Origin of the sequence: Pseudomonas oryzae, assembly GCF_900104805.1 — a bacterium.
GTDB lineage: Bacteria > Pseudomonadota > Gammaproteobacteria > Pseudomonadales > Pseudomonadaceae > Geopseudomonas > Geopseudomonas oryzae.
Genome location: NZ_LT629751.1, coordinates 1,332,472 through 1,356,224, shown reverse-complemented (window position 1 = coordinate 1,356,224; position 23,753 = coordinate 1,332,472). Strand labels below are relative to the sequence as shown.

At 67.1% G+C, this 23,753-nt stretch carries 21 protein-coding genes; 15 read left to right on the top strand and 6 right to left on the bottom strand.

Annotated elements, in window-relative coordinates:
• Nucleotides 1-46 precede the first annotated feature (46 nt).
• Both BLT78_RS06125 and gorA read right to left on the bottom strand, forming a co-directional pair.
• The gene (locus BLT78_RS06125) at nt 47-2,245 is read right to left on the bottom strand and encodes a calcium-binding protein (protein WP_090348125.1); all 2,199 of its coding nucleotides are present in this window, start codon (nt 2,243-2,245) and stop codon (nt 47-49) included.
• Nucleotides 2,246-2,462: 217 nt separating this feature from the next.
• Nucleotides 2,463-3,821: a glutathione-disulfide reductase gene (gorA, locus tag BLT78_RS06120; protein WP_090348123.1), complete on the bottom strand. Its 1,359-nt coding sequence runs from the start codon at nt 3,819-3,821 to the stop codon at nt 2,463-2,465.
• Between the two features lie 87 nt (nt 3,822-3,908).
• Between gorA and BLT78_RS06115 the strand changes: the two genes are divergently transcribed.
• Nucleotides 3,909-4,331, top strand: a complete 423-nt coding sequence (locus BLT78_RS06115) for a VOC family protein (RefSeq protein ID WP_090348122.1) — start codon at nt 3,909-3,911, stop codon at nt 4,329-4,331.
• Nucleotides 4,332-4,395: 64 nt separating this feature from the next.
• Here BLT78_RS06115 and galU read toward each other — a convergent pair whose 3' ends face one another.
• On the bottom strand, nt 4,396-5,235 hold the full coding sequence (gene galU / locus BLT78_RS06110) for a UTP--glucose-1-phosphate uridylyltransferase GalU (RefSeq protein WP_090348120.1): 840 nt from the start codon (nt 5,233-5,235) through the stop codon (nt 4,396-4,398).
• A 443-nt stretch (nt 5,236-5,678) separates the two neighbouring features.
• Between galU and ydcS the strand changes: the two genes are divergently transcribed.
• The 7 genes from ydcS to hppD all read left to right on the top strand — a co-directional run bounded on the left by ydcS (nt 5,679) and on the right by hppD (nt 13,105).
• Nucleotides 5,679-6,830, top strand: a complete 1,152-nt coding sequence (gene ydcS / locus BLT78_RS06105) for a putative ABC transporter substrate-binding protein YdcS (RefSeq protein ID WP_090348118.1) — start codon at nt 5,679-5,681, stop codon at nt 6,828-6,830.
• Nucleotides 6,831-6,855: 25 nt separating this feature from the next.
• Nucleotides 6,856-7,887: an ABC transporter ATP-binding protein gene (locus tag BLT78_RS06100; RefSeq protein ID WP_090348117.1), complete on the top strand. Its 1,032-nt coding sequence runs from the start codon at nt 6,856-6,858 to the stop codon at nt 7,885-7,887.
• Between the two features lie 49 nt (nt 7,888-7,936).
• On the top strand, nt 7,937-8,830 hold the full coding sequence (locus BLT78_RS06095) for an ABC transporter permease (protein WP_090348114.1): 894 nt from the start codon (nt 7,937-7,939) through the stop codon (nt 8,828-8,830).
• On the top strand, nt 8,820-9,626 hold the full coding sequence (locus tag BLT78_RS06090) for an ABC transporter permease (RefSeq protein ID WP_090348113.1): 807 nt from the start codon (nt 8,820-8,822) through the stop codon (nt 9,624-9,626). The genes BLT78_RS06095 and BLT78_RS06090 overlap by 11 nt, the downstream gene beginning before the upstream one ends.
• Nucleotides 9,627-9,657: 31 nt before the next feature.
• A complete protein-coding gene (locus tag BLT78_RS06085) occupies nt 9,658-11,082 on the top strand; it encodes a gamma-aminobutyraldehyde dehydrogenase (RefSeq protein ID WP_090348112.1) in 1,425 nt (474 codons plus the stop codon).
• Nucleotides 11,083-11,241: 159 nt separating this feature from the next.
• A complete protein-coding gene (gene maiA, locus BLT78_RS06080) occupies nt 11,242-11,874 on the top strand; it encodes a maleylacetoacetate isomerase (RefSeq protein ID WP_090348111.1) in 633 nt (210 codons plus the stop codon).
• A 154-nt stretch (nt 11,875-12,028) separates the two neighbouring features.
• Complete coding sequence (gene hppD, locus BLT78_RS06075) at nt 12,029-13,105, top strand: 4-hydroxyphenylpyruvate dioxygenase (RefSeq protein ID WP_090348109.1); 1,077 nt, start codon at nt 12,029-12,031, stop codon at nt 13,103-13,105.
• Between the two features lie 115 nt (nt 13,106-13,220).
• On the opposite strand, the gene BLT78_RS06070 is transcribed toward hppD, so the two are convergent.
• Complete coding sequence (locus BLT78_RS06070; protein WP_090348107.1) at nt 13,221-14,009, bottom strand: IclR family transcriptional regulator; 789 nt, start codon at nt 14,007-14,009, stop codon at nt 13,221-13,223.
• 164 nt (nt 14,010-14,173) lie between these two features.
• On the opposite strand from BLT78_RS06070, the gene BLT78_RS06065 reads away from it, so the two are divergent.
• The 3 genes from BLT78_RS06065 to fahA all read left to right on the top strand — a co-directional run bounded on the left by BLT78_RS06065 (nt 14,174) and on the right by fahA (nt 17,579).
• On the top strand, nt 14,174-14,725 hold the full coding sequence (locus BLT78_RS06065; RefSeq protein ID WP_090348106.1) for a VOC family protein: 552 nt from the start codon (nt 14,174-14,176) through the stop codon (nt 14,723-14,725).
• A 241-nt stretch (nt 14,726-14,966) separates the two neighbouring features.
• On the top strand, nt 14,967-16,271 hold the full coding sequence (hmgA, locus tag BLT78_RS06060) for a homogentisate 1,2-dioxygenase (protein ID WP_090348105.1): 1,305 nt from the start codon (nt 14,967-14,969) through the stop codon (nt 16,269-16,271).
• Nucleotides 16,272-16,274: 3 nt separating this feature from the next.
• Nucleotides 16,275-17,579, top strand: coding sequence for a fumarylacetoacetase (gene fahA, locus BLT78_RS06055; RefSeq protein ID WP_090348103.1), 1,305 nt, complete (start codon nt 16,275-16,277; stop codon nt 17,577-17,579).
• A 273-nt stretch (nt 17,580-17,852) separates the two neighbouring features.
• Here fahA and BLT78_RS06050 read toward each other — a convergent pair whose 3' ends face one another.
• Complete coding sequence (locus BLT78_RS06050) at nt 17,853-18,755, bottom strand: LysR family transcriptional regulator (RefSeq protein WP_090348101.1); 903 nt, start codon at nt 18,753-18,755, stop codon at nt 17,853-17,855.
• 251 nt (nt 18,756-19,006) lie between these two features.
• On the opposite strand from BLT78_RS06050, the gene BLT78_RS06045 reads away from it, so the two are divergent.
• The 3 genes from BLT78_RS06045 to BLT78_RS06035 all read left to right on the top strand — a co-directional run bounded on the left by BLT78_RS06045 (nt 19,007) and on the right by BLT78_RS06035 (nt 21,718).
• Nucleotides 19,007-19,705, top strand: a complete 699-nt coding sequence (locus BLT78_RS06045; protein WP_090348100.1) for a CoA transferase subunit A — start codon at nt 19,007-19,009, stop codon at nt 19,703-19,705.
• Between the two features lie 47 nt (nt 19,706-19,752).
• Nucleotides 19,753-20,412, top strand: a complete 660-nt coding sequence (locus tag BLT78_RS06040) for a CoA transferase subunit B (RefSeq protein WP_090348099.1) — start codon at nt 19,753-19,755, stop codon at nt 20,410-20,412.
• Between the two features lie 127 nt (nt 20,413-20,539).
• Nucleotides 20,540-21,718 (top strand): acetyl-CoA C-acetyltransferase, encoded by a 1,179-nt coding sequence (locus BLT78_RS06035; RefSeq protein WP_090348097.1) that lies wholly within the window; start codon nt 20,540-20,542, stop codon nt 21,716-21,718.
• A gap of 10 nt (nt 21,719-21,728) precedes the next feature.
• Here BLT78_RS06035 and BLT78_RS06030 read toward each other — a convergent pair whose 3' ends face one another.
• The gene (locus BLT78_RS06030; protein WP_090348096.1) at nt 21,729-22,673 is read right to left on the bottom strand and encodes a pirin family protein; all 945 of its coding nucleotides are present in this window, start codon (nt 22,671-22,673) and stop codon (nt 21,729-21,731) included.
• A 258-nt stretch (nt 22,674-22,931) separates the two neighbouring features.
• Here BLT78_RS06030 and BLT78_RS06025 point away from each other — a divergent pair, with 258 nt between their 5' ends.
• Nucleotides 22,932-23,627, top strand: coding sequence for an OmpA family protein (locus BLT78_RS06025; protein WP_090348094.1), 696 nt, complete (start codon nt 22,932-22,934; stop codon nt 23,625-23,627).
• Nucleotides 23,628-23,753: the final 126 nt, after the last annotated feature.

Genomic DNA, 23,753 nt, shown 5'->3' with positions numbered 1-23,753 from the left:
CTTATCGTTGATGGCTCCAGTACTCCCGAGGCGTGCGCATGACCGCTCAGAGGACAAAATCTGCGCTCGACAGGCTGGTTATCCCCGTGACCTGAATGGAAAACTCGGCCTCAGCGTCCGCATCCGTGTTGCCGTAGAGCACGCCACTGACCACCTTCAGTTGCCCAGCCATGGTGAAGGGGGTTGCGCTGCCGATGATCGCGGTAAAGGCATCATTGGTAGCGGTGGCCGTGTTGGCGTCTATTGTCGACAGGTCGATCTTGTCGAGACCTCGCACAAAATCGTTGATGATGTCCCGCGTGGTGCTATCCAACCCCGTCTCGCCAAGGGTGTTGAAGTCGAAAATGTCATTACCGGCCCCGCCAGTGAGCGAGTCCCTGCCTGCCCCGCCGATCAAGCGATCGTTTCCTGAGCCTCCCGACAAGGTATCGTTCCCAGACGCGCCGTTAAGCAGGTTGTTGCCGCCACTGCCCGTCAACCTGTCGTTGAAGTTGGAGCCATTGAGGTTTTCAATGCTGATCAGCGTATCGATTCCCGCCCCACCGGTCTCTTGGGCTGTGGACACGGCGAGGTGGACGCTGACCGCACTACCGGCATAGGCGTAGGAGACGGTATCGGTGCCAGTACTGCCGTTGAGCACGTTGTTACCGGCTCCGGAATAGAGAACGTTATTCAGGCTGTTTCCCGTCAGACTGGCTGAACCGCTGGAGAGAATACGCCCGTTCTCGACATTGGCGCCCAACTGGTAGCCGCTCAAGGAGCTATAGACCGTGTCGACCCCTCCCGTGCCGGCAAGAGCATTGGTTTCGACCACGACATCGCCCAGGCTATCGACGTAATAGATATCGGAGCCGTCACCGCCGGTCATGCGGTCATTGCCTGCTCTTCCATCGAGGATGTCGTTTCCGCTGCCAGCGTTTAGATGATCGTTGCCGCTATTGCCCTTGAGAACATCGTTTCCCGCGTAGCCATTGATGATTACGCTGTTGACGCCATCCCAGACCAGAGTATTGGCGGCATCGTCTCCGTTTATTCCTGCCAGTTTAAAAGCATTGGCGTCATAGCGTTGGCTGTATATATCTGTTTGACCGCCACCTAGGCTGTGCGTCCAACTGATCACATACCCGCCATCGGCCAGGGCAGCTACCACCGAATCGCTCTGGTCGCCGATTGTCTGGCTGTTGACGCGAAATTCGGAGCCCAGCCTGTTGCCATTGGCATCGTAACGTTGGGCGTAGATACCGTAGCCATCGCCATCCTGATACTCAGAAGTCCAGCTGACTACAAAACCTCCGCCGCTCAGGGCTGCTACGGACGGATCCACCTGGTCATAGCTGGTGACGCTGTTGACCCTGACTTGCCCGCCCAGCTTGCTGCCGTTGCTATCGAAGCGCTGCACGAAAATTCCGGTTTGCGAGCTGTCCAGCCCCTGCCAGGCGACGACATAGCCGCCATTTTCAAGCGCAGCCACGGCCGGTTCGTCTTGATCGCCGACTATGCTGGTGTTGACCCGAGTTTCGACACCGAGCTTGCTTCCGGATGCGCTGAACCTTTGACTGTAGACTCCCCATCCACTGCCATCCTGCCGTGATGCTTCCCAGACGATCACATAACCGCCACCGGCGAGCCCCACCGCCTCTCCGGAGACCTGATCCCCCAAAACGGTGGTATTGACCAGAACCTCTCCGCCCAGCTTGACGCCATTCGCATCGAAGCGCTGGGCATACAGGTTGTATCCCGTGAATACCGATTCGCGCTCCCAGACAGCCACGAAGCCACCATCAACCATCGCCGAAATGGTCGGGCTTTCCGCATCGAAAATGCGTATTTCCGAGCCCAGCCGCGCTCCAGAACTGCTGTAGCGCTGGAGCAGTGCATCATCCGAAACCGTGTCGAACCATGAAACCACGTATGAGCCACTGGTCAAGAGGGTCACACTTGGATCAACCTGGTTACCCGCCGCGGTTGCATGGTTCGCTCTGAACTCACTGCCAACTTTGTTTTCGCTGGCGTCATACCTCTGGCCGAATATATCGGCTTGCTGGTACTGGCCTACGGATGTCCACACCAGCAAGTAACCACCATCGGCAAGAGGGGTCATTTTCTGTGCCAGCTGATCTCCTGTAGTGTAGGTGTTGATCCGCTTCTGACCGTAAATGAAGGATGCCATGACAAAGCCCTGCCAATCACGAATAACCCTATCAAGATTGTCAGTTTGGATCGGCACCTGAAGAGCGTCGAGCAAGCAGTTAGCTCAAATCGGAGTTACAGATGGCAGAATCACTGCAATGCCGGTTCTAGTGCATGAGAGTTGCACTATCTTTACAGATGACTGTTCGAAACTTATTGCAACTGCATCCGCATGCAATATACATCCGTAAGGAATTTCCCTTGTTGCAGGATAGGAGCGCGGTCCGAACTCCTGGCAACACAGGGCCCGCCAATGCGGCGGGCCCCAGCTATCAGTCCGCCCGCGGCGCGCGCATGGTGACGAACTCCTCGGCCGCCGTCGGGTGGATGCCGATGGTCTCGTCGAATACCGCCTTGGTCGCGCCGGCCTTGAGCGCCACTGCCAGGCCCTGGATGATCTCACCGGCTTCCGGGCCGACCATGTGGCAGCCGAGCACGCGGTCGCTGTCGGCATCCACCACCAGCTTCATCAGGGTGCGCTCCTGGCAGTCGGTGAGGGTCAGCTTCATCGGCCGGAAGCGGCTCTCGAACACCTTGATCCGGTGGCCCTGCTCGACCGCCTGCTGCTCGGTGAGGCCGACGGTGGCGATGTTCGGCAGGCTGAACACCGCCGTGGGGATCAGCGCGTAGTCGACCGGGCGATACTGCTCCGGGCGGAACAGCCGGCGCGCCACCGCCATGCCCTCGGCCAGCGCCACCGGGGTGAGCTGCACGCCGCCGGTGACGTCGCCGATGGCGAGGATCGACGGCACGCTGGTGCGGAACTCGTCGTCGACGGCGATGAAGCCGCGCGCGTCCAGCGCCACACCGGCGTTCTCCAGGCCCAGATCGTCGAGCATCGGCCGCCGCCCGGTGGCGTAGAACACGCAGTCGGTCTCCAGCACGCGGCCGTCGCGCAGGCTGGCCAGCAGGCTGCCGTCGGCCTGGCGCTCGATGGCGGCGATGTCGCTGTTGAACTGCAGGTCCAGGCCCTTCTTGCGCAGCTCCTCCTCCAGATGCGTGCGCACCGCTTCGTCGAAACCGCGCAGGAAGCGCTCGCCGCGGTACAGCAGGCTGGTCTGTGCGCCGAGACCGTGGAAGATCGACGCGAATTCGACGGCGATGTAGCCGCCGCCGACCACCAGCACGCGGCGCGGCAGCTGCTCCAGGTAGAAGGCCTCGTTGGAGGTGATCGCCAGTTCCCTGCCGGGAATGTCCGGCACCTGCGGCCATCCGCCGACGGCGATCAGGATGTGCTCGGCGCTGTAGCGCTGGCCGTTCACCTCGACCTCGTGGGGACCGAGAATGCGCGCATGGCCTTCCAGCAGGGTGACGCCGCTGCCCGTCAGCAGGTTGCGGTAGATGCCGTTGAGGCGCTGGATCTCGCGGGTCTTGTTGCCGATCAGGGTCGGCCAGTCGAACTGCGCCCCCTCCAGCGACCAGCCGTAGCCGCGCGCCTGCTCGAACTCGTCGGCCATGTGCGCGCCGTAGACCAGCAGCTTCTTCGGCACGCAGCCGACGTTGACGCAGGTGCCGCCCAGGTAGCGGCTCTCGGCCACCGCCACGCGGGCGCCGAAGCCGGCGGCGAAGCGCGCCGCACGCACGCCGCCCGAGCCGGCGCCGATGACGAACAGATCGTAGTCGTAGGACATGCTTTTCCTCCTTGCAGGCCTGGCAGGATACCGGAGAACGCCGGCCGGAGCGTGTATGCTCTGCCAGAGCAGTCGGGAGGATCGACGATGGCCACCACCCTCACCCATGTCGCCCTGCACGTGCCGGACCTCGACGCCTGCATCGCCTTCTACCGCGACTTCTGCAGCATGCGGGTCATCCACGAGCGCGCCGGCAAGGGTTCGCGCATCGTGTGGATGGCCGAGCCGGGCCAGGAGCACCGTTTCATCTTCGTCATCATGCCCGGCGGCACCCGCCGCGAGCTGGCTGCGGACGACTACAGCCACTTCGGCTTCGCCATGGACAGCAAGGAGGCGGTGGACGCCATCGCCGCGCGCGCCGCCGCGGTCGGTTGCCTGATCTGGCCGCCGCGCGACGAGCCCTACCCGGTCGGCTACTACTGCGGCCTGCGCGATCCGGCCGGCAACTACGTGGAGTTCAGCTACGGCCAGCCGCTGGGGCCAGGCTCGGAGGCGATGCCGATCCCCTGAGAGCCTGTTCACGATCTGAAACGACGAGGCCGCCCGCAGGCGGCCTCGTGGCTGCAGCTCGAACTCAGTAGGCCTTGCCGGCCTTGTACAGGTTCTCGAAGCAGAAGTTGGTGGCCTCGACGTAGCCCTCGGCACCACCGCAGTCGAAGCGCTTGCCCTTGAACTTGTAGGCGATGACGCAGCCGTCCTGGGCCTGCTTCATCAGCGCGTCGGTGATCTGGATCTCGCCGCCCTTGCCGGGCGGGGTCTGCTCGATCAGGTCGAAGATGTCCGGGGTCAGGATGTAGCGGCCGATGATCGCCAGGTTGGACGGCGCATCCTCCGGCTTGGGCTTCTCGACCATGGTGTTCACCCGGTAGATGTCGTCGCGGATCATCTCGCCGGCGATCACGCCGTACTTGTTGGTCTCCTCGCGCGGCACTTCCTGGATGGCGACGATGGAGCAGCGGAACTGCTTGTACAGCTTGACCATCTGCGCCAGCACGGCGTCGCCTTCCAGGTTCAGGCACAGGTCGTCCGCCAGCACCACGGCGAACGGCTCGTCGCCGATCAGCGGGCGGCCGGTGAGGATGGCGTGGCCCAGGCCCTTCATCTCGATCTGACGGGTGTAGGAGAAGGTGCACTCGTCGAGGAGGCGACGGATGCCGACCAGGTACTTCTCCTTGTCGGTGTCGCGGATCTGGTGCTCGAGCTCGTAGCTGATGTCGAAATGGTCCTCGATCGCGCGCTTGCCGCGACCGGTGACGATGGCGATCTCGTTGAGACCGGCATCCAGGGCTTCCTCGACGGCGTACTGGATCAGCGGCTTGTTCACCACCGGCAGCATTTCCTTGGGCATGGCCTTGGTTGCGGGCAGGAAGCGGGTGCCGTAGCCGGCAGCCGGGAAGAGGCACTTCTTGATCATCTGAGAGAAGCCTTACAGGTGGGAGGGTTCTGGGGCGGCAAGTCTAATGAGGGCACGGGCGCCTTACAATCGGCGCCAGCCCCTCGAACGCGCTCTTTTTTCCATGCTCCTTGCCTACCTGCCGGCAACCGCCCTGCCCAGCTTTTCCAGGCCTGTTCAGCCAGGCCCTGGCTGAGGAGTTGGGATGATGGACAATCACCCCCATCAATTCATTATGTCAAATAGCGCATAAGCCACGCTTCGATAAATCCCGTCGCGACTCGTTCCCGGCGTGCAAGCCTCGCTCAGCGGTCCTACACCCTCTCCACAAGCCGGAATCGCGGCGTTGCCAGCCAACGAGGCACAAACAGCATCTAAGCTGAAAGTCGCGAGTCATCGACCGGCAGGCGCAGGCAGTCGTCAGCGACCTGCCCGCCTACCAATGCCCGAAGAAGGATCCAGCAATGTCCACTACCCATCAGTTCCTGCCCGGCGCCCTGGCCACGGCCCTGTTGGCCAGCTCCGCGTTGCAGGCGGCGGAGCCGCCCAAGACCGTCGGCCCGGGCGAAGGCCAGCTCGACATCATCGCCTGGCCCGGCTACATCGAGCGCGGCGACACCGACAAGAACTACGACTGGGTGACCGGCTTCGAGAAAGCCACCGGCTGCAAGGTCAACGTCAAGACCGCCGGCACCTCCGACGAGATGGTCAGCCTGATGACCAAGGGCGGCTACGACCTGGTCACCGCCTCGGGCGACGCCTCGCTGCGCCTGATCGCCGGCAAGCGCGTGCAGCCGATCGATCCGGGACTGATTCCCAACTGGAAGAACATCGACCAGCGCCTGCATGGCGCCCCCTGGTACGTGGTGGCAGGCAAGACCTACGGCGCCCCCTACCAGTGGGGGCCGAACGTGCTGATGTACAACACCAACGTGTTCAAGACGCCACCGACCAGCTGGAACGTGGTGTTCGCCGAGCAGAACCTGGCCGACGGCAAGTCCAACAAGGGCCGCGTGCAGGCCTACGACGGACCTATCTATATCGCCGACGCGGCGCTCTATCTGAAGAAGGCCAGGCCCGAGCTGGGCATCCAGGATCCCTACCTACTCGACGAGAAGCAGTACGCGGCGGTGCTGGAACTGCTGCGCCAGCAACACAAACTGGTGCACCGCTACTGGCACGACGTCACCGTGCAGATGAACGACTTCAAGAACGAGGGCGTGGTCGCCTCCGGCGCCTGGCCCTATCAGGTCAACGCTCTGCAGACCGACAAACAGCCGGTCGCTTCCACCGTACCGGCCGAGGGCGCCACCGGCTGGGCCGACACCACCATGCTGCATGCCGAGGCCAAGCACCCCAACTGCGCCTACCAGTGGCTGAACTGGTCGCTGGAACCCAGGGTGCAGGGCGACGTCGCCGCCTGGTTCGGCTCGCTGCCCGCGGTGCCGGCAGCCTGTGGTGCCAGTGAACTGCTCGGGGCCGAGGGCTGCAAGACCAACGGCTTCGACCAGTTCGACAAGATCGCCTTCTGGAAGACCCCGCAGGCCGAGGGCGGCAAGTACGTGCCCTACAGCCGCTGGACCCAGGACTACATCTCGATCATGGGCGGTCGCTGAGCGGTCGCTGCCCGGGAGGCCGAGCATGGCGAGCGCCGTGCAGTTCATCGATGTTTCCCGCATCTATGGAGAGGTGCGTGCCCTCGACCGGGTATCGCTCGACATCGAGGACGGCGAGTTCTTCTCCATGCTCGGCCCATCCGGCTCGGGCAAGACCACCTGCCTGCGTCTGATTGCCGGCTTCGAGCAGCCCAACAGCGGCAGCGTGCGCATCCACGGGGTTGAGGCCACCGGCCTGCCGCCCTACCAGCGCGACGTCAACACGGTGTTCCAGGACTACGCGCTGTTCCCGCACATGAACGTGCGCGACAACGTCGCCTTCGGCCTCAAGGTCAAGGGCGTGGCCAAGGCCGAGCGGCTGGCCCGGGCCGAGGAGATGCTGGCCATGGTCGCCCTCGCCGGCCTGGGGCGGCGCAAGCCGGCGCAGCTCTCCGGCGGCCAGCGCCAGCGCGTGGCGCTGGCCCGCGCGCTGATCAACCGGCCGCGCGTGCTGCTGCTCGACGAACCGCTCGGCGCGCTGGATCTCAAGCTGCGCGAGCAGATGCAGGGCGAGCTGAAGAAACTGCACCGCCAGCTCGGCATTACCTTCATCTACGTCACCCACGACCAGGGCGAGGCGCTGTCGATGTCCGACCGGGTCGCGGTATTCAACAAGGGGCACATCGAGCAGGTCGACAGTCCGAGCAACCTCTACCTCAGGCCGGTCAACGCCTTCGTCGCCGAGTTCGTCGGCACCTCCAACGTGCTGCGCGGCGAGCTGGCGCAGCGCCTTTCCGGCAGCACGGCGCTATTCACCGTGCGCCCCGAGCACAGCCACCTGAGCGCGGGCGAGGCGCTGAGCGCCGATGAGATGGAGGTCGAGGGTCTGCTGCACGATATCCACTTCCTCGGCGCCGCCACTCGCTACGAGCTGCAACTGGACAACGGCCAGCGCTTCACCGTCTACCAGAGCAACGACCGCTTCGAGCCGATCGCCCCGCCCCGCCACATCGGCGAGCGGGTCACTGCACGCTGGCCGCGGGCGGCCATGGTGCCGCTGAAAGACGAGGGAATCTGACGTGCATGCAACCGCGCTCCCCGCGCCGGAACAAGGCCCGTTGCGGCGGATGTCCACCCTGCTCTACCGCCGCCCCAACCTCTATCTGGCGCTGCTGCTGGTGCCGCCGCTGCTGTGGTTCGGCGTGGTCTACCTCGGCTCGCTGCTCGGCCTGCTCTGGCAGAGCTTCTACACCTTCGACGACTTCACCATGGCGGTGACGCCGGAGCTGACCCTGGCCAACCTGAAGGCACTGTTCCAGCCGGCCAACTTCGACATCATCCTGCGCACCCTGGCCATGGCCACCGCCGTGACCCTGGCCTGCGCCGCGCTGGCCTTCCCCATCGCCTACTACATGGCGCGCTACACCAGCGGCAGGACCAAGGCATTCTTCTACATCGCGGTGATGCTGCCGATGTGGGCCAGCTACATCGTCAAGGCCTACGCCTGGACCCTGCTGCTGGCCAAAGGGGGCGTGGCGCAGTGGTTCCTCGAGGCGCTGCACCTGCAGTCCGTGCTGGAGCTGATCCTCGGCATCCCCGGCGTCGGCGGCAGCACCCTGTCCACCTCGCACCTCGGCCGCTTCGGGGTGTTCGTCTACATCTGGCTGCCGTTCATGATCCTGCCGATCCAGGCCGCCCTCGAGCGTCTGCCGCCGTCGCTGCTGCAGGCCTCGGCCGACCTCGGCGCCACGCCGCGGCAGACCTTCACCGCGATCATCCTGCCGCTGTCGGTGCCGGGCATCGCCGCCGGCTCGATCTTCACCTTCAGCCTGACCCTCGGCGACTACATAGTGCCGCAACTGATCGGCCCGCCCGGCTTCTTCATCGGCACCATGGTCTACGCCCAGCAGGGCGCGGTGGGCAACATGCCGATGGCCGCCGCCTTCACCCTGGTGCCCATCGTGCTGATCGCCATCTACCTGTCCATCGTCAAGCGGCTGGGAGCCTTCGATGCACTCTGAGCGCGCCTCCTGGGGACTCAGGATCGCCGCCTGGGGCGGCCTGGTGTTCATGCATTTCCCGATCCTGATCATCCTGATCTACGCCTTCAACACCGAGGACGCGGCGTTCAGCTTCCCGCCGCAGGGCTTCACCCTGCGCTGGATCGCCGTGACCTTCGCCCGAGCCGACGTGCTGGAGGCGATCCGCCTGTCGGTCGAGGTGGCGGCGCTGGCCACCCTGATTGCCATGCTGCTCGGCACCCTGGCCGCCGCCGCGCTGTACCGCCGCGACTTCTTCGGCAAGGAAAGCGTCTCGCTGCTGCTGATCCTGCCCATCGCCCTGCCCGGCATCATCACCGGCCTCGCCCTGCTCGCCGCGTTCAAGCAGCTCGGCATCGAGCCTGGGGCGTTCACCATCGTCGTCGGCCACGCCACCTTCTGCGTGGTGATCGTCTACAACAACGTGATCGCCCGCTTCCGGCGCACCAGCTACAGCCTGATCGAGGCCAGCATGGACCTCGGCGCCGACGGCTGGCAGACCTTCCGCTACATCATCCTCCCCAACCTCGGCTCGGCGCTGCTGGCCGGCGGCATGCTGGCCTTCGCCCTGTCGTTCGACGAGATCATCGTCACCACCTTCACCGCCGGCCACGAGAAGACCCTGCCGATCTGGCTGCTCAACCAGCTGTCGCGCCCGCGCGACGTGCCGGTGACCAACGTGGTCGCCATGCTGGTGATGCTCGCCACCATGCTGCCGATCCTCGCCGCCTACTACCTGACCCGGGGTGGCGAATCGGTGGCCGGCAGCGGCAAATGAACCATCCAACTCCACGAGCGAGGACTACGCGATGCAAACCCGACTGCTGATCGATGGCCGACTGGTCGCCGGCGATGGCCCCCTGCAGGACGTGCTCGACCCCGCTCGCGGCAGCGTCCTGGTGCGCATCGCCGAGGCCAGCGAGCTCCAGGTGGATGCGGCGGTGCACGCCGCCGAGGCCGCCTTTCCCGCCTGGGCGGAAAGCCCTCCGAAGGACCGCGCCGCCCTGCTGCTCAGGCTCGCCGACAGGATCGAGGCCCACGCCGAGGAACTGGCCCGCCTGGAGTCGGCCAACTGCGGCAAGCCGCTAGCCGCCGTGCTGGGCGACGAGATCCCGGCGATCGCCGACGTGTTCCGCTTCTTCGCCGGTGCCTGTCGCTGCCTGCCCGGCTCGGCCGCCGGCGAGTACCTGCCCGGCCACACCTCGATGATCCGCCGCGACCCGGTCGGCGTGGTCGCCTCCATCGCGCCGTGGAACTACCCGCTGATGATGGCCGCCTGGAAGCTCGCCCCGGCGCTGGCCGCCGGCAACTGTGTGGTGCTCAAGCCGTCCGAGCAGACCCCGCTCACCGCGCTGAAGCTGGCCGAGTGGCTCGCCGAGATCTTCCCGGCCGGGGTGGTCAACATCGTCTTCGGCCGCGGCGCGAGCGTCGGCCAGCCGCTGATCGAACACCCGCAGGTGCGCATGGTGTCGCTGACCGGCTCCATCGCCACCGGCTCGAACATCATCGCCAGCAGCGCAGGCACCATCAAACGCCTGCACATGGAGCTGGGCGGCAAGGCGCCGGTGATCATCTTCGACGACGCCGACATCGACGCGGCGGTGGCCGGCATCCGCACCTTCGGCTTCTACAACGCAGGCCAGGACTGCACCGCCGCCTGCCGCATCTACGCGCAGAAAGGCATCTACGAGGAGTTCGTCAACCGGCTCGGCGCGGCGGTGGCCAGCATCCGCCACGGCCTCCCGGACGATCCGGCCACCGAACTCGGTCCGCTGATCACCGAGATTCACCGCGAGCGCGTGGCCGGCTATGTCGAGCGCGCCAGAGCGCTACCGCACGTGCGCGTGGTCACCGGCGGCAACAAGGTGCCCGGCCCCGGCTTCTTCTTCGAGCCGACGGTGCTCGCCGACCTGCGCCAGGACGACGAGATCGTCTGCCGCGAGGTGTTCGGCCCGGTGGTGTCGGTCACCGCCTTCACCGACGAGGAACAGGCCCTGTTCTACGCCAACGACTCCGACTACGGCCTGGCCTCCTCGGTATGGACCGCCGACATCGGCCGCGCCCATCGCCTGGCCGCGCGCCTGCAGTACGGCTGCACCTGGGTCAACACCCACTTCATGCTGGTCAGCGAGATGCCCCATGGCGGCGTCAAACACTCGGGCTACGGCAAGGACCTGTCGCTGTACGGTCTGGAGGACTACACGGTGGTGCGCCACGTGATGATCAGGCACTGAGGGCAACCGAGACGCGCAGCGCCTGCCGCCCTCGTCGTGGCGGCGGCCTGCGCCGCCCGGGCATGAGCGCTTTCCGACTTGACACTGGCACCGCCAACCCGCAAATTGCACAAAACATAAATGCGTTACGCATAAAATAATTACGACGAGCACGCGCCCATGGACCTCTATACCTACTATCGCTCCACCGCTTCCTACCGCGTGCGCATCGCCCTGGCGCTGAAGGGCCTGGAGGCCAATCACCTGCCGGTCAACCTGGCGCCGGGCGTCACCGAGCAGTTGCAGCCGGCCTACCGCGCGATCAACCCGCAGGCCCGCGTGCCGGCCCTGCGCAGCGACGAGGGCGCGCTGCTGATCCAGTCGCCGGCGATCATCGAGTATCTCGAGGAGCGCTATCCGCAGGTCCCGCTGCTGCCGGGCGATCCGCTCGAGCGCGCCCGCCAGCGTGGCGTGGCGGCGCTGATCGGCTGCGACATCCATCCGCTGCACAACGTCGCGGTGCTCAACCGCCTGCGCGGCCTGGGGCTGAACGAGGAGCAGGTGCAGCAGTGGATCGCCCACTGGATCGGCGAGGGTCTGCGCGCCGTCGAGGCGCTGATCGGCGACGAGGGCTTCTGCTTCGGTGCACCGGGCCTGGCCGACGTCTACCTGCTGCCGCAGCTGTACGCCGCACGCCGCTTCAACGTCGACCTGTCGCCCTACCCGCGCATCGGCCGCGTCGAGCGCCTGGCCCTCGAGCACCCGGCCTTCCAGAAGGCCCATCCGGACGCCCAGGCCGACAAGCCGGCCTGAGCCAACGCCCATGAAGATCCTCGGCCTCAAGCTGCTGATCGGCGATTTCCTCGCTCGCAGCGTCCGTGGCGTGTCCTGCGCACCGCCGGTGCCGGCATGCGCCCGCTGACCTGCCAGACTCAAAGACAACGAGATTAGAAAGCGAGATACCGAAATGACCGATCTGTTCGAAAACCCGATGGGCCTGATGGGCTTCGAGTTCATCGAATTCGCCGCCCCGACGCCGAACACCCTGGAACCCATCTTCGCCATGATGGGCTTCACCAAGGTGGCCACCCACCGTTCGAAGGACGTCGACCTGTACCGCCAGGGCGACATCAACCTGATCCTCAACAAGGAGCCGAAGAGCCTCGCCTCCTACTTCGCCGCCGAACACGGCCCGTCCGCCTGCGGCATGGCCTTCCGGGTGAAGAACTCGCACCAGGCCTACGCCCGCGCCCTCGAACTGGGCGCCCAGCCGATCGACATCCCCACCGGGCCGATGGAGCTGCGCCTGCCGGCGATCAAGGGTATCGGCGGTGCGCCGATCTACCTGATCGACCGCTTCGGCGAAGGCAACTCGATCTACGACATCGATTTCGAGTTCATCGAGGGGGTCGACCGTCACCCGCAGGGCGCCGGCCTCAAGCTGATCGACCACCTCACCCACAACGTCTACCGCGGGCGCATGGCCTACTGGGCGGACTTCTACGAGAAGCTGTTCAACTTCCGCGAGATCCGCTACTTCGACATCAAGGGCGAGTACACCGGCCTGACCTCCAAGGCGATGACCGCGCCGGACGGCCTGATCCGCATCCCGCTCAACGAGGAATCCTCCAAGGGCGCCGGACAGATCGAGGAGTTCCTCATGCAGTTCAACGGCGAGGGTATCCAGCACGTGGCCTTCCTCACCGACGACCTGATCAAGACCTGGGACGCCCTCAAGGCCCTGGGCATGCGCTTCATGACCGCGCCGCCGGCGACCTACTACGAGATGCTGGAAAGCCGCCTGCCCGGCCACGGCGAGCCGGTCGAGGAGCTGCAATCGCGCGGCATCCTGCTCGACGGCGCCGCGGAGAATGGCGAACAGCGCCTGCTGCTGCAGATCTTCTCCGAAACCCTGATGGGCCCGGTGTTCTTCGAGTTCATCCAGCGCAAGGGCGACAGCGGCTTCGGCGAGGGCAACTTCAAGGCGCTGTTCGAGTCGATCGAGCGCGACCAGATCCGTCGCGGTGTGCTCAGCACCGAGTAAACGCACTTCCCCTCTCCCGCTCGCGGGAGAGGGCTCCAACCGTTTCCCTCCACGGCAACCCGGACAGCCTGGCAGCTTTCACCGTCCGGGTTGCCGTTTTTCCTTGCAGCCCGCGCTACTGCGGCGCGAGCCCGCCCATCCGCGCACTGATCTCCCGCGCCACCGCCAGCAGGCGCTCGGCCTGCTTCCCCTGCGGATCGGCGGCGAAACCCGGCGCGGTACCGACCACGGTGATCACCCCGACCAGCTTGCCGCCCGCCGCGAACAGCGGCGCCGACAGCGCGTTGACTCCCGACATCAGTAGCCCGTGCACGTGGTGCAGCCCGCGCGCGCGGATCTGCGCGCGCAGCGCCTGCAGCTCGGCGGCGGTCGGCGCGCCCGGCTCGGTCAGGGCCTGAGCCTGCAGCGCGGCGCTCTCCACCTCCGGCAGGAAGGCGTCGAACACCAGGCCGGTGGAAGAACCCAGCAGCGGCAGCACCGAGCCCACCTGGGTGACCACGGTCACCGCGCGCACCGCCTGCTCGACGTGCACCACGGTCGGCCCCTTGTTGCCCCACACGGCGAGGAAGCAGGTCTCGTTGAGCGCGTCGCGCAGCTCGACCAGGCGCGGCAGCGCCACCTTGGTGACGTCCAGGCGGCCGATGGCGGCCAGGCCGACAAACAGCGCCTCGCGGCCCAGGCCGTAGTGGCCGCTGCTCTCGTCCTGCTCGGCGAAGCCGCTGGCGATCAGCGCCTGCAGGTAGCGGTGCACCTTGCTCGCCGGCATGCCGACGTGCTCGGCCAGACGCGACAGCGAGGTGGCCGGCGCCAGTTCGGCCAGGCCCTTGAGGATGTCGGTGCCGACCTCGGCGGACTGCACCTTCTGCCGCCGCGGCGCCGCGGCGCGCTCGGTATCGCTTGTCATGGTCCTTCCTGTGCGTGGCGATGGATGGCGAATTCTACGCTTGACGCTCCCCGAGACGCGAGTTACGTTTTGCGTAAGTTAATTACACATAACAAAATGCGCGCACGCCATCGGCCTCTTCCGAACCGGCAAGCCGCAGCAACCATCGAGCAAGGGAGACCGTCATGAATCCGATCGTGCAGAAAGTCCATCACGTGGCCTACCGCTGCAAGGACGCTCTGGAAACCGCCCGCTGGTACGAACAGCACCTGGGCATGAAGCTGATCCTGTCGATCGCCGAGGACGCCGTGCCGTCGACCGGCGAGGCCGATCCGTACATGCACATCTTCCTCGATGCCGGCATGGGCAACGTGCTGGCCTTCTTCGAGCTGCCCACCCAGCCGGAGATGGGCCGCGATCCCAACACCCCGGTATGGACCCAGCACCTGGCCCTGCAGGTCGAGTCGATGGAGGTGCTGCTGGCGGCCAAGGAGCGTCTGCAGGCGGCCGGGATCAAGGTCATCGGCCCGACCGACCACGCGCTGTTCCAGTCGATCTACTTCTTCGACCCCAACGGCCACCGCCTGGAGCTGGCCGCCAACACCGGCTCGCCGAAGATGCTCGCGGCGCTGGATGAAGTGAAGTGGGCCATGCTTGAGGAGTGGGCGCAGACCAAGCGCGCGCCGAAGCACGCGGCGTGGATGCATGACGGCAGCTACAAAGAGATGTTCCGGTAAGGCAGGCGCAGCGGCCGATGCCAAAGCCAATCTCGCGGCCTGTAGGGCGAATTTATTCGCCAAGGGGTGCGCAGCACCCCCAGCCCTCAAAGGCGCAGGCCTTTGGCCTGCTAGGCGAATGAATTCGCCCCTACAGCAGAGCCATGGCCCCTGCGATGGCCTGCGCTTGACGCCATTCGCGGCGGATAATTACGATTATCGAAATTAATTTACGCAAATAACAAAAACATTCGAGATGCCTATGCACGCACAACCCTCCCCTGAAGCCCTCGCCTACCTGGCGGGCTTCGGCAACGAGTTCAGCTGCGAGGCGCTGCCTGGCGCCCTGCCGGTCGGCCAGAACTCGCCGCAGCGAGTGCCCTACGGCCTGTACACCGAGCTGCTGTCCGGCACCGCCTTCACCGTGCCGCGCAGCGAATCGCGGCGCACCTGGATGTACCGCATCCGCCCGTCCGCCGCCCACGGCCGCTTCGCGCGTCTGGAGCGGCAGATCGCCGGCGGCGGCCTCGGCCCGGTCGACCCCAACCGCCTGCGCTGGAGCCCACTGGAGATCCCGCAGGCGCCGACCGACTTCGTCGACGGCCTGGTCGCCCTGGCCGCCAACGCCCCCGCCGAGGTCAGCAGCGGCATCAGCATCTACCTGTACGCGGCCAGCGCCTCGATGCAACGGGTGTTCTTCGACGCCGACGGCGAACTGCTGATCGTCCCGCAGTCCGGGCGCCTGCGCATCGCCACCGAACTGGGCCTGCTCGAGGTCGCGCCGCTGGAGATCGCGGTGATCCCGCGCGGCATGAAGTTCCGCGTCGAGCTGCTCGACGACTCGGCGCGCGGCTACGTCTGCGAGAACCACGGCTGCGCCCTGCGTCTGCCCGACCTCGGCCCGATCGGCAGCAACGGCCTGGCCAACCCGCGCGACTTCCTCGCCCCGGTCGCCCGCTACGAGGACAGCGACGCACCGACCACGCTGATACAGAAGTTCTGCGGCGAGCTGTGGGCCACCGAACTGGACCACTCGCCGCTCGACGTGGTCGCCTGGCACGGCAACCTGGTGCCCTACAAGTACGACCTGCGCCGCTTCAACGTGATCGGCACGGTCAGCTTCGACCATCCCGATCCGTCGATCTTCACCGTGCTGACCGCGCCGAGCGACACCCCCGGCAAGGCCAACGTCGACTTCGTGATCTTCCCGCCGCGCTGGATGGTGGCCGAGAACACCTTCCGTCCGCCGTGGTTCCACCGCAACCTGATGAACGAATTCATGGGCCTGATCCAGGGCGTGTACGACGCCAAGGCCGAGGGCTTCGTGCCCGGCGGTGCCTCGCTGCACAACTGCATGAGCGCCCACGGCCCGGACAACGCCACCACTGCCCAGGCCATCGCCGCCGAGCTCAAGCCGCACAAGATCGACAACACCATGGCCTTCATGTTCGAGAGCGGCCAGGTGCTGCGCCCGACCCGTTTCGCCCTGGAATGCCCGCAGCTGCAACGCGAATACGACGCCTGCTGGGCCGGACTCACCAAGACTTTCACCCCGGAGGGGAACTGATTCATGAGCAATGCAGCCAACCGCAACAGCTGGGTTTCCTCGGCCAACGGCCACCCCGACTTCCCGCTGCAGAACCTGCCGCTGGGCATCTTCAGCCCGCCGGGCCAGGCGCCGCGCGGCGGCGTCGCCATCGGCGAGCGCATCCTCGACCTCAAGGTCGCCTGTGATGCCGGGCTGTTCGAGGGCGAGGCGCAAGCCGCCGCCGCAGCCGCCAGCGGCGATTGCCTGAACGCCTTCTTCGCTCTCGGCGCCAGCGCCCGCCGCGCCCTGCGCGCCGCGCTGAGCGAGCTGCTCGCCGCCGGCTCGCCGGCGCAGGCGCAGATGGAGGCCCAGGGCGACGCCCTGCTGCCGGCCATGGCCGACTGCCAGCTGCAGCTGCCGGCCAAGGTCGGCGACTACACCGACTTCTACGTCGGCATCCACCACGCCAACAACGTCGGCAAGCTGTTCCGCCCGGACAACCCGCTGCTGCCCAACTACAAGCACGTGCCGATCGGCTACCACGGCCGCGCCTCCACCGTGTGCGTCTCCGGCACGCCGGTGCGCCGCCCGCAGGGCCAGACCCTGCCGCCGGGCCAGGAAGCGCCGAGCTTCGGGCCGAGCAAGCGCCTGGACTACGAGCTGGAGCTGGGCATCTGGATCGGTCAGGGCAACGCGATGGGCGAGGCCATCGCCATCGGCGCGGCTGGCGAGCACGTCGCCGGCTTCTGCCTGCTCAACGACTGGTCGGCGCGCGACGTGCAGGCCTGGGAATACCAGCCGCTCGGCCCGTTCCTGGCCAAGAACTTCGCCACCAGCGTCTCGCCCTGGGTGGTGATGCCCGAGGCGCTGGAGCCGTTCCGCGCCGCCCAGCCGCCGCGCCCGGCCGGCGACCCGCAGCCGCTGCCCTACCTGCTGGATGCGCAGGACCAGGCCCACGGCGGCCTCGACATCGAGCTGGAAGTGCTGCTGCTCACCGCCGCCATGCGCGAGCAGGGCCTGGCACCGCAACGCCTGGCGCTGAGCAACACCCGCTACATGTACTGGACGGTGGCGCAGATGGTCGCCCACCACAGCGTCGGCGGCTGCAAGCTGCAACCGGGCGACCTGTTCGGCTCCGGCACCCTGTCCGGTCCGGAACCGACCCAGTTCGGCAGCCTGCTGGAGAGCACCTTCGGCGGCAAGCAGCCGCTGACCCTGGCCAGCGGCGAGACGCGCACCTTCCTCGAGGACGGCGACGAGGTGATCCTGCGCGCCCGCTGCCGCCGCGAGGGCCAGCCGGCCATCGGCTTCGGCGAATGCCGCGGGGTGCTGCTGCCGGCGCGCTGATCGCCGGACGCGGTGCGCATGGAGCCCCCTGCATCACCCCGTAGGGCGCCACGCGCACCGCCCCCATCGCCACGCCGGAGGGATTTCAGTCCTGCTACCCGCCCGCTGATCGCCGGGGGCTGTCCGGCCCGGCAACGAGCCGGACGTGGTACGCATGGCGCACCCTGCAACACCCCGTAGGGTGCGCCATGCGCACCGCCCCCATCTCCACGCCGGAGGGATTTCAGTCCTGCTCTCCGGCGCTTGCGCGGTCGCCCCGGCGGCCGCGCCTTTTTACCCGAGCTGCGGCGTGCTCGTCCGCGCAACCTCCATCACCACATCGCGCAGCGCCTGCGCCGCGCTCGACAGCTTGCGCTCGGCCGGGCTGACCAGACCGATGCGCCGTTCGACGACCGGCTCGACCAGCGCCACGCAGCACGCGCCCAGCTCCTGCATCTGGCGGATGCACAGCGACGGCACCGCGCTCACCCCCAGCCCGCAGGCCACCATCCGCCCGACCGTCACCAGCTGATGGCTCTCGAAGGCCACCGCCAGCGCGCGCCCCTCGCGCGCCAGGCTCTGCTCCAGCAGCAGGCGCACGGCCGACGGGCGCTGCAGGGCGATGAAGTCCTGCTGCAGCAGCTCGGCCCAGCTCACCTGCGCCTGCCCGGCCAGCGGCGAGTCGGCCGGCAGCACGGCGACGAAGCGGTCGGTGCCCAGCGGGGTGAACGCCAGCGTGTCGGACGGCTCCGGCTCGAAGCCGATGCCCAGCTCGACGCGGTGGCTGCGCACCATGTCCAGCACCTGCTCGTTGATCACGTCGTGCACGGCAACGTTCACCCTGGGAAAGCGGTCGCGGAACACCCTCAGCGCGGCGGGCAGCTGGTTGGCGGCGAAGGATGGCATGGCGGCGATCGACACCCGCCCCAGCTGCAGGGTGAAGTGCTGGCGCAGCAGCTCCTCGGCGTTGTCCCAGTCGGCCAGCAGGCGCTGGGCCAGCGGCAGCAGCGTCTCGCCCTCCGGGGTCAGGCTGACGCTGCGCGTGGTGCGCACCAGCAGCGGTCCGCCGAGGCTCTCTTCCAGGCTCTTGATCGCCAGGCTCAGCGCCGGCTGCGACAGGTGCAGGCGTTCGCAGGCCTGGGCGAAGCTCAGGCTCTGCGCCACGGCGAGGAAGGCGCGCAGTTGCTTGACGGTCATTGATTTGCTTTTCCAATCAATCGCTTTGAAAAACAAACTTAACAAATCAACACCCAGCGGTGAAGCTCTCCGGCACGTGCCCCAGGGCAAGTGCATGAACGGCTTCAACGCCTGTCCGCTGTAGGGGCGAATTCATTCGCCAACACGGCCCTCCCGGGCGAATGAATTCGCCCCTACAGGCTTCGTGCGCGTGCCCCGGCATTTCCCGGCAGCCGGTCTGCCGGATCGACAAAGACAAGAGGCGCACCAGCATGAGTGGACTCGACAAGCGAGTAGGCAGCTACGAGGAGGCCCTCGCCGGGCTGACCGACAACATGACCATCCTCTCCGGCGGCTTCGGCCTGTGCGGGATTCCGGAAAACCTGATCGCGGAAATCCGCCGGCGCGGCACCAGGGGGCTGACCGTGGTCTCCAACAACTGTGGCGTGGACGGCTTCGGCCTCGGCGTGCTGCTGGAGGATCGGCAGATCCGCAAGATGATCGCCTCCTACGTCGGCGAGAACGCGCTGTTCGAGCAGCAGCTGCTCAACGGCGAGCTGGAAGTCGAGCTGACCCCGCAGGGCACCCTGGCCGAGCGCATCCGCGCCGGCGGCGCCGGCATCCCGGCCTTCTTCACCGCCACCGGCTACGGCACCCAGATCGCCGAAGGCAAGGAGGCGCGCGAGATCAGGGGCCGCCACTACATCCTCGAGGAAGCCATCACCGGCGACTTCGCCATCGTCAAGGGCTGGAAGGCCGACCACTTCGGCAACGTGGTCTACCGCCACACCGCGCAGAACTTCAACCCGCTGGTGGCCACCGCCGGGCGCATCACCGTGGTCGAGGTGGAGGAGATCGTCGAACCCGGCGAGCTGGAACCCAGCCAGATCCACACCCCCGGCATCTACGTCGACCGGATCATCCAGGGGACGTTCGAGAAGCGCATCGAGAAGCGCACCGTGCGCGGCTGATCCCTGCGCCGCTGCGCCCCGCGATTACCTGACAAGAGAGACCTGCGATGGCACTTACCCGCGAACAGATGGCTCAGCGCGTGGCGCGCGAGCTGAAGGACGGCTACTACGTCAACCTCGGCATCGGCATCCCGACCCTGGTGGCCAACTACGTGCCCGAGGGCATGGACGTGATGCTGCAATCGGAAAACGGCCTGCTCGGCATGGGCGCCTTCCCCAGCGAGGACGAGCTGGACGCCGACATGATCAACGCCGGCAAGCAGACGGTGACCGCGCGCACCGGCGCGGCGATCTTCGACTCCGCGCAATCCTTCGCCATGATCCGCGGCGGCCACGTCGACCTCACCGTGCTCGGCGCCTTCGAGGTCGACGTGCAGGGCAACATCGCCTCGTGGATGATCCCCGGCAAGCTGGTCAAGGGCATGGGCGGCGCCATGGACCTGGTGGCCGGCGCGGACAACATCATCGTGGTGATGACCCACGCCTCCAAGGACGGCGAGTCCAAGCTGCTGCCGTACTGCAGCCTGCCGCTGACCGGCGCCGGCTGCATCCGCAAGGTGCTGACCGACCTCGCCTGGCTGGAGATCGAGAACGGCGCCTTCGTGCTCAAGGAGCGCGCGCCGGGGATGAGCGTCGAGGAAATCGTCGCCAAGACCGCCGGCAAGCTGATCGTCCCGGAGCATGTCCCGGAAATGCAGTTCGCCTGAAGCCCGCTCCGGCTCCGAACCGGCGTAGGGTGGGAAACTCGCGCAGCGATTTCCCACCATCCAGCGCCCAGGCGGCGCGCCACCTCGTCCGCCAGCGCAATCCGCAATCACAACAAGAGAAGACCCCATGCACGAAGTCGTCATCGTCGCCGCCACCCGTACCGCCATCGGCGCCTTCCAGGGCGCGCTGGCCAACATTCCCGCCCCCGAACTCGGCGCCGTCGTGATCCGCGCCCTGCTGGAGAAGACCGGCCTCGACCCGGCCAGCGTCGACGAGGTAATCCTCGGCCAGGTGCTCACCGCAGGCTCCGGGCAGAACCCGGCGCGCCAGGCCGCCATCCAGGCCGGCCTGCCGCATGCGGTGCCGGCGCTGACCCTCAACAAGGTCTGCGGCTCCGGCCTCAAGGCCGTGCACCTGGCCGCCCAGGCGATCCGCTGCGGCGACGCCGAGGTGGTGATCGCCGGCGGCATGGAGAACATGAGCCTGGCGCCCTACGTGCTGCCCAAGGCGCGCACCGGCCTGCGCATGGGCCATGCCCAACTGCTCGACAGCATGATCCACGACGGCCTGTGGGACGCCTTCCACGACTACCACATGGGCATCACCGCCGAGAACCTGGTGGAGAAGTACGCCATCAGCCGCGAGGAGCAGGACGCCTTCGCCGCCGCCTCGCAGCAGAAGGCCTGCGCCGCCATCGAGGCCGGGCGCTTCGCCAACGAGATCACCCCGGTGTCGATCCCGCAGCGCAAGGGCGAGCCGCTGGTCTTCGCCACCGACGAGCAGCCGCGCGCCGAGACCAGCGCCGCCGCGCTGGCCAAGCTCAAGCCGGCATTCAGGAAGGACGGCAGCGTCACCGCCGGCAACGCCTCGACCCTCAACGACGGCGCCGCCGCGGTGCTGCTGATGAGCGCCGAAAAGGCCGCCAGCCTCGGCCTGCCGGTACTGGCGCGGATTGCCGCCTACGCCAATGCCGGGGTCGATCCGGCGATCATGGGCATCGGCCCGGTGGCCGCCACCCGCCGCTGCCTGGACAAGGCCGGCTGGAGCCTGGCGCAGCTCGACCTGATCGAAGCCAACGAAGCCTTCGCCGCCCAGGCGCTGGCGGTCGGCCAGGAGCTGGGCTGGGACGCCGACAAGGTCAACGTCAACGGCGGCGCCATCGCCCTCGGCCACCCGATCGGCGCCTCCGGCTGCCGCATCCTGGTCAGCCTGCTGCACGAGCTGCTCCGCCGCGACGCCAGGCGCGGCCTCGCCACCCTGTGCATCGGCGGTGGTCAGGGCGTGGCGCTGGCGATCGAGCGCTGAGCGCCCCGGCTCAGACCTCCCGCCACGGCAACGGCGGCGCCACCAGCGGGGCGCCGTCGTAGCCCGGCACACCGCCGAAGCGCGGGCTGCCGGCCTCCCAGTCGCGCTGCGCCCGGGCGATCTGCGCCTTGCTGTGGCCGACGAAGTTCCACCAGATGAGAATCTCCTCGCCGAACGGTTCGCCGCCCAGCAGCAGGGCGCGGCTGCCCGGCGCCAGCTCCAGGTGCAGGCGCTCGCGACCGCGCCCCAGGTAGGCCAGCTGGTCGGCGGCGAAGCTCTCGGCGCCGAGGCGCACCTCGCCTTCCAGCGGCAGGATGCCGTACTCGAACGCGCTCTCCAGCGTCAGCTCCAGCTGGCTGCCAGCCGCGCTGCGCAGCTCGACGCCGAGCAGCGGCGAATACAGCCGCGTCGGCGCCCGCTGCCCCTCGAAGCGCCCGGCCAGCAGGGTGAAATCGCAACCGTCGCGCGCCCAGCGCGGCAAATCCGGGTAGTGCTCGAAGGCCGGCGCGCACTCGCCGTCGGCGGCCGGCAGGGCGATCCACAGCTGCGCCGCGTGCAGCACGCGCTGGTCGTCCAGGCACACCTCGCTATGGCTGATGCCGCGTCCGGCGGTCATCAGGTTGACCTGACCGGGACGGATTACCTGCTCCGAGCCCAGGCTGTCGTGGTGCAGCACCTCGCCCTCGATCATCCAGGTGAAGGTCTGCAGGCCGATATGCGGGTGCGGGCCGACGTGCATGCCCTGCCCCGGCTCGAAACGCGCCGGGCCGGCATGGTCGAGGAAGCACCAAGCGCCGATCATCCGGCGCTGCCGCGACGGCAGCAGGCGGTTGACCGGGATACCGCCGCCGATCTGCGCCAGCCGCGCGTCGATGCGCTGGATCAGCCGCTCGCCGTCGCGCAGCGGGCAGTCGAAGGACGAGGACAGCTGGCTGGAAGATTCGTGGGTACTCATGGCGCACTCCCTGGAAGTGGTCGGCCGCGGCGTATCCCGCCGGCTGGCCGTGGCTCGGGTTGGCATGACGGGCTATCCGCCCGGACGGCTCACATCGATCGCCTCCGGCATGACATCCATCAGTCTTTATGCACTAAACGCGCAGGCTTTTTGACAACGCCGTTTCCGGTGCAACACTTTCCTGCATTGGTCTGCCTGCAAGGTGCGAGGTGCAAGGCCGGCTAAGCAATGCGCCCGATCAATCGAGGAGAACCAAGAATGAGAATAGTGCGGACTGCTTTACCCCTGGCTCTGGTTAGCGGCCTGCTGTCGGGTTGCGCCGGACTGGTGCAGAGCGACTGGCCGCCTTGCGCGGCAGTCGGTGGCGTGGTCGGCGCCAGCCTCGGCGCCATCGAAAGCTCCAGCTGGGCAGCCGGCGGCCTGGGTATCGGCGCCATCACCGGCGCGGCCTATTGCTGGGTACACGGCGACGCCGATGGCGACGGCGTGGTCAACAAGGAGGACAAGTGCCCCAACACGCCGAAGGGTACCCAGGTGGACGAGCGTGGCTGCCCGCTGCCGGTAGCAGCGCCGGTCGAGCCCGAACCCATGGCTCAGGCACCCGCCGTGGTGCGCGTGGAACTGGACGTCAAGTTCGACTTCGACAAGTCCGTGGTCAAGGAAGGCTACAAGGCCGACATCAAGGCGGTCGCGGACTTCATGAACGAGTACCCGCAGACCAGCACCGTCGTGGAAGGCCACACCGACTCGGTGGGCACCGACGCCTACAACCAGCGCCTGTCCGAGCGGCGAGCCAACGCCGTGCGTGACGTACTGGTCAACGAGTATGGCATCGCGCCCAATCGGGTCGATTCGGTCGGCTATGGCGAGAGCCGCCCGGTGGCCGACAACGCCACCTCCGAAGGTCGCGCCATCAACCGCCGCGTCGAGGCGGAAGTCGAAGCCAAGCAGTAAGCGTCACCCCCTCCCGGAGGTGGCGCCCAGGCGCCGCCTTCGGGAGCCCTTCTCCAGCTGGCCCCGGCCACCACCTCCCATCTTTCGCCAGTCCGGTGCACCGCTCGCCGGATGACGCTCCGTGAG

What these genes read in the sequence shown, in the direction of transcription:
- ydcS (WP_090348118.1), top strand. Translation starts at nt 5,679, where the DNA reads ATGTCCACTACCCATCAGTTCCTGCCCGGCGCCCTGGCCACGGCCCTG.
- galU (WP_090348120.1), bottom strand. Translation starts at nt 5,235, where the DNA reads ATGATCAAGAAGTGCCTCTTCCCGGCTGCCGGCTACGGCACCCGCTTC.
- maiA (WP_090348111.1), top strand. Translation starts at nt 11,242, where the DNA reads ATGGACCTCTATACCTACTATCGCTCCACCGCTTCCTACCGCGTGCGC.
- BLT78_RS06040 (WP_090348099.1), top strand. Translation starts at nt 19,753, where the DNA reads ATGGCACTTACCCGCGAACAGATGGCTCAGCGCGTGGCGCGCGAGCTG.
- gorA (WP_090348123.1), bottom strand. Translation starts at nt 3,821, where the DNA reads ATGTCCTACGACTACGATCTGTTCGTCATCGGCGCCGGCTCGGGCGGC.
- BLT78_RS06025 (WP_090348094.1), top strand. Translation starts at nt 22,932, where the DNA reads ATGAGAATAGTGCGGACTGCTTTACCCCTGGCTCTGGTTAGCGGCCTG.
- BLT78_RS06115 (WP_090348122.1), top strand. Translation starts at nt 3,909, where the DNA reads ATGGCCACCACCCTCACCCATGTCGCCCTGCACGTGCCGGACCTCGAC.
- BLT78_RS06045 (WP_090348100.1), top strand. Translation starts at nt 19,007, where the DNA reads ATGAGTGGACTCGACAAGCGAGTAGGCAGCTACGAGGAGGCCCTCGCC.
- BLT78_RS06095 (WP_090348114.1), top strand. Translation starts at nt 7,937, where the DNA reads ATGTCCACCCTGCTCTACCGCCGCCCCAACCTCTATCTGGCGCTGCTG.
- fahA (WP_090348103.1), top strand. Translation starts at nt 16,275, where the DNA reads ATGAGCAATGCAGCCAACCGCAACAGCTGGGTTTCCTCGGCCAACGGC.
- BLT78_RS06030 (WP_090348096.1), bottom strand. Translation starts at nt 22,673, where the DNA reads ATGAGTACCCACGAATCTTCCAGCCAGCTGTCCTCGTCCTTCGACTGC.
- BLT78_RS06070 (WP_090348107.1), bottom strand. Translation starts at nt 14,009, where the DNA reads ATGACAAGCGATACCGAGCGCGCCGCGGCGCCGCGGCGGCAGAAGGTG.
- BLT78_RS06100 (WP_090348117.1), top strand. Translation starts at nt 6,856, where the DNA reads ATGGCGAGCGCCGTGCAGTTCATCGATGTTTCCCGCATCTATGGAGAG.
- hmgA (WP_090348105.1), top strand. Translation starts at nt 14,967, where the DNA reads ATGCACGCACAACCCTCCCCTGAAGCCCTCGCCTACCTGGCGGGCTTC.
- BLT78_RS06050 (WP_090348101.1), bottom strand. Translation starts at nt 18,755, where the DNA reads ATGACCGTCAAGCAACTGCGCGCCTTCCTCGCCGTGGCGCAGAGCCTG.
- hppD (WP_090348109.1), top strand. Translation starts at nt 12,029, where the DNA reads ATGACCGATCTGTTCGAAAACCCGATGGGCCTGATGGGCTTCGAGTTC.
- BLT78_RS06090 (WP_090348113.1), top strand. Translation starts at nt 8,820, where the DNA reads ATGCACTCTGAGCGCGCCTCCTGGGGACTCAGGATCGCCGCCTGGGGC.
- BLT78_RS06035 (WP_090348097.1), top strand. Translation starts at nt 20,540, where the DNA reads ATGCACGAAGTCGTCATCGTCGCCGCCACCCGTACCGCCATCGGCGCC.
- BLT78_RS06085 (WP_090348112.1), top strand. Translation starts at nt 9,658, where the DNA reads ATGCAAACCCGACTGCTGATCGATGGCCGACTGGTCGCCGGCGATGGC.
- BLT78_RS06065 (WP_090348106.1), top strand. Translation starts at nt 14,174, where the DNA reads ATGAATCCGATCGTGCAGAAAGTCCATCACGTGGCCTACCGCTGCAAG.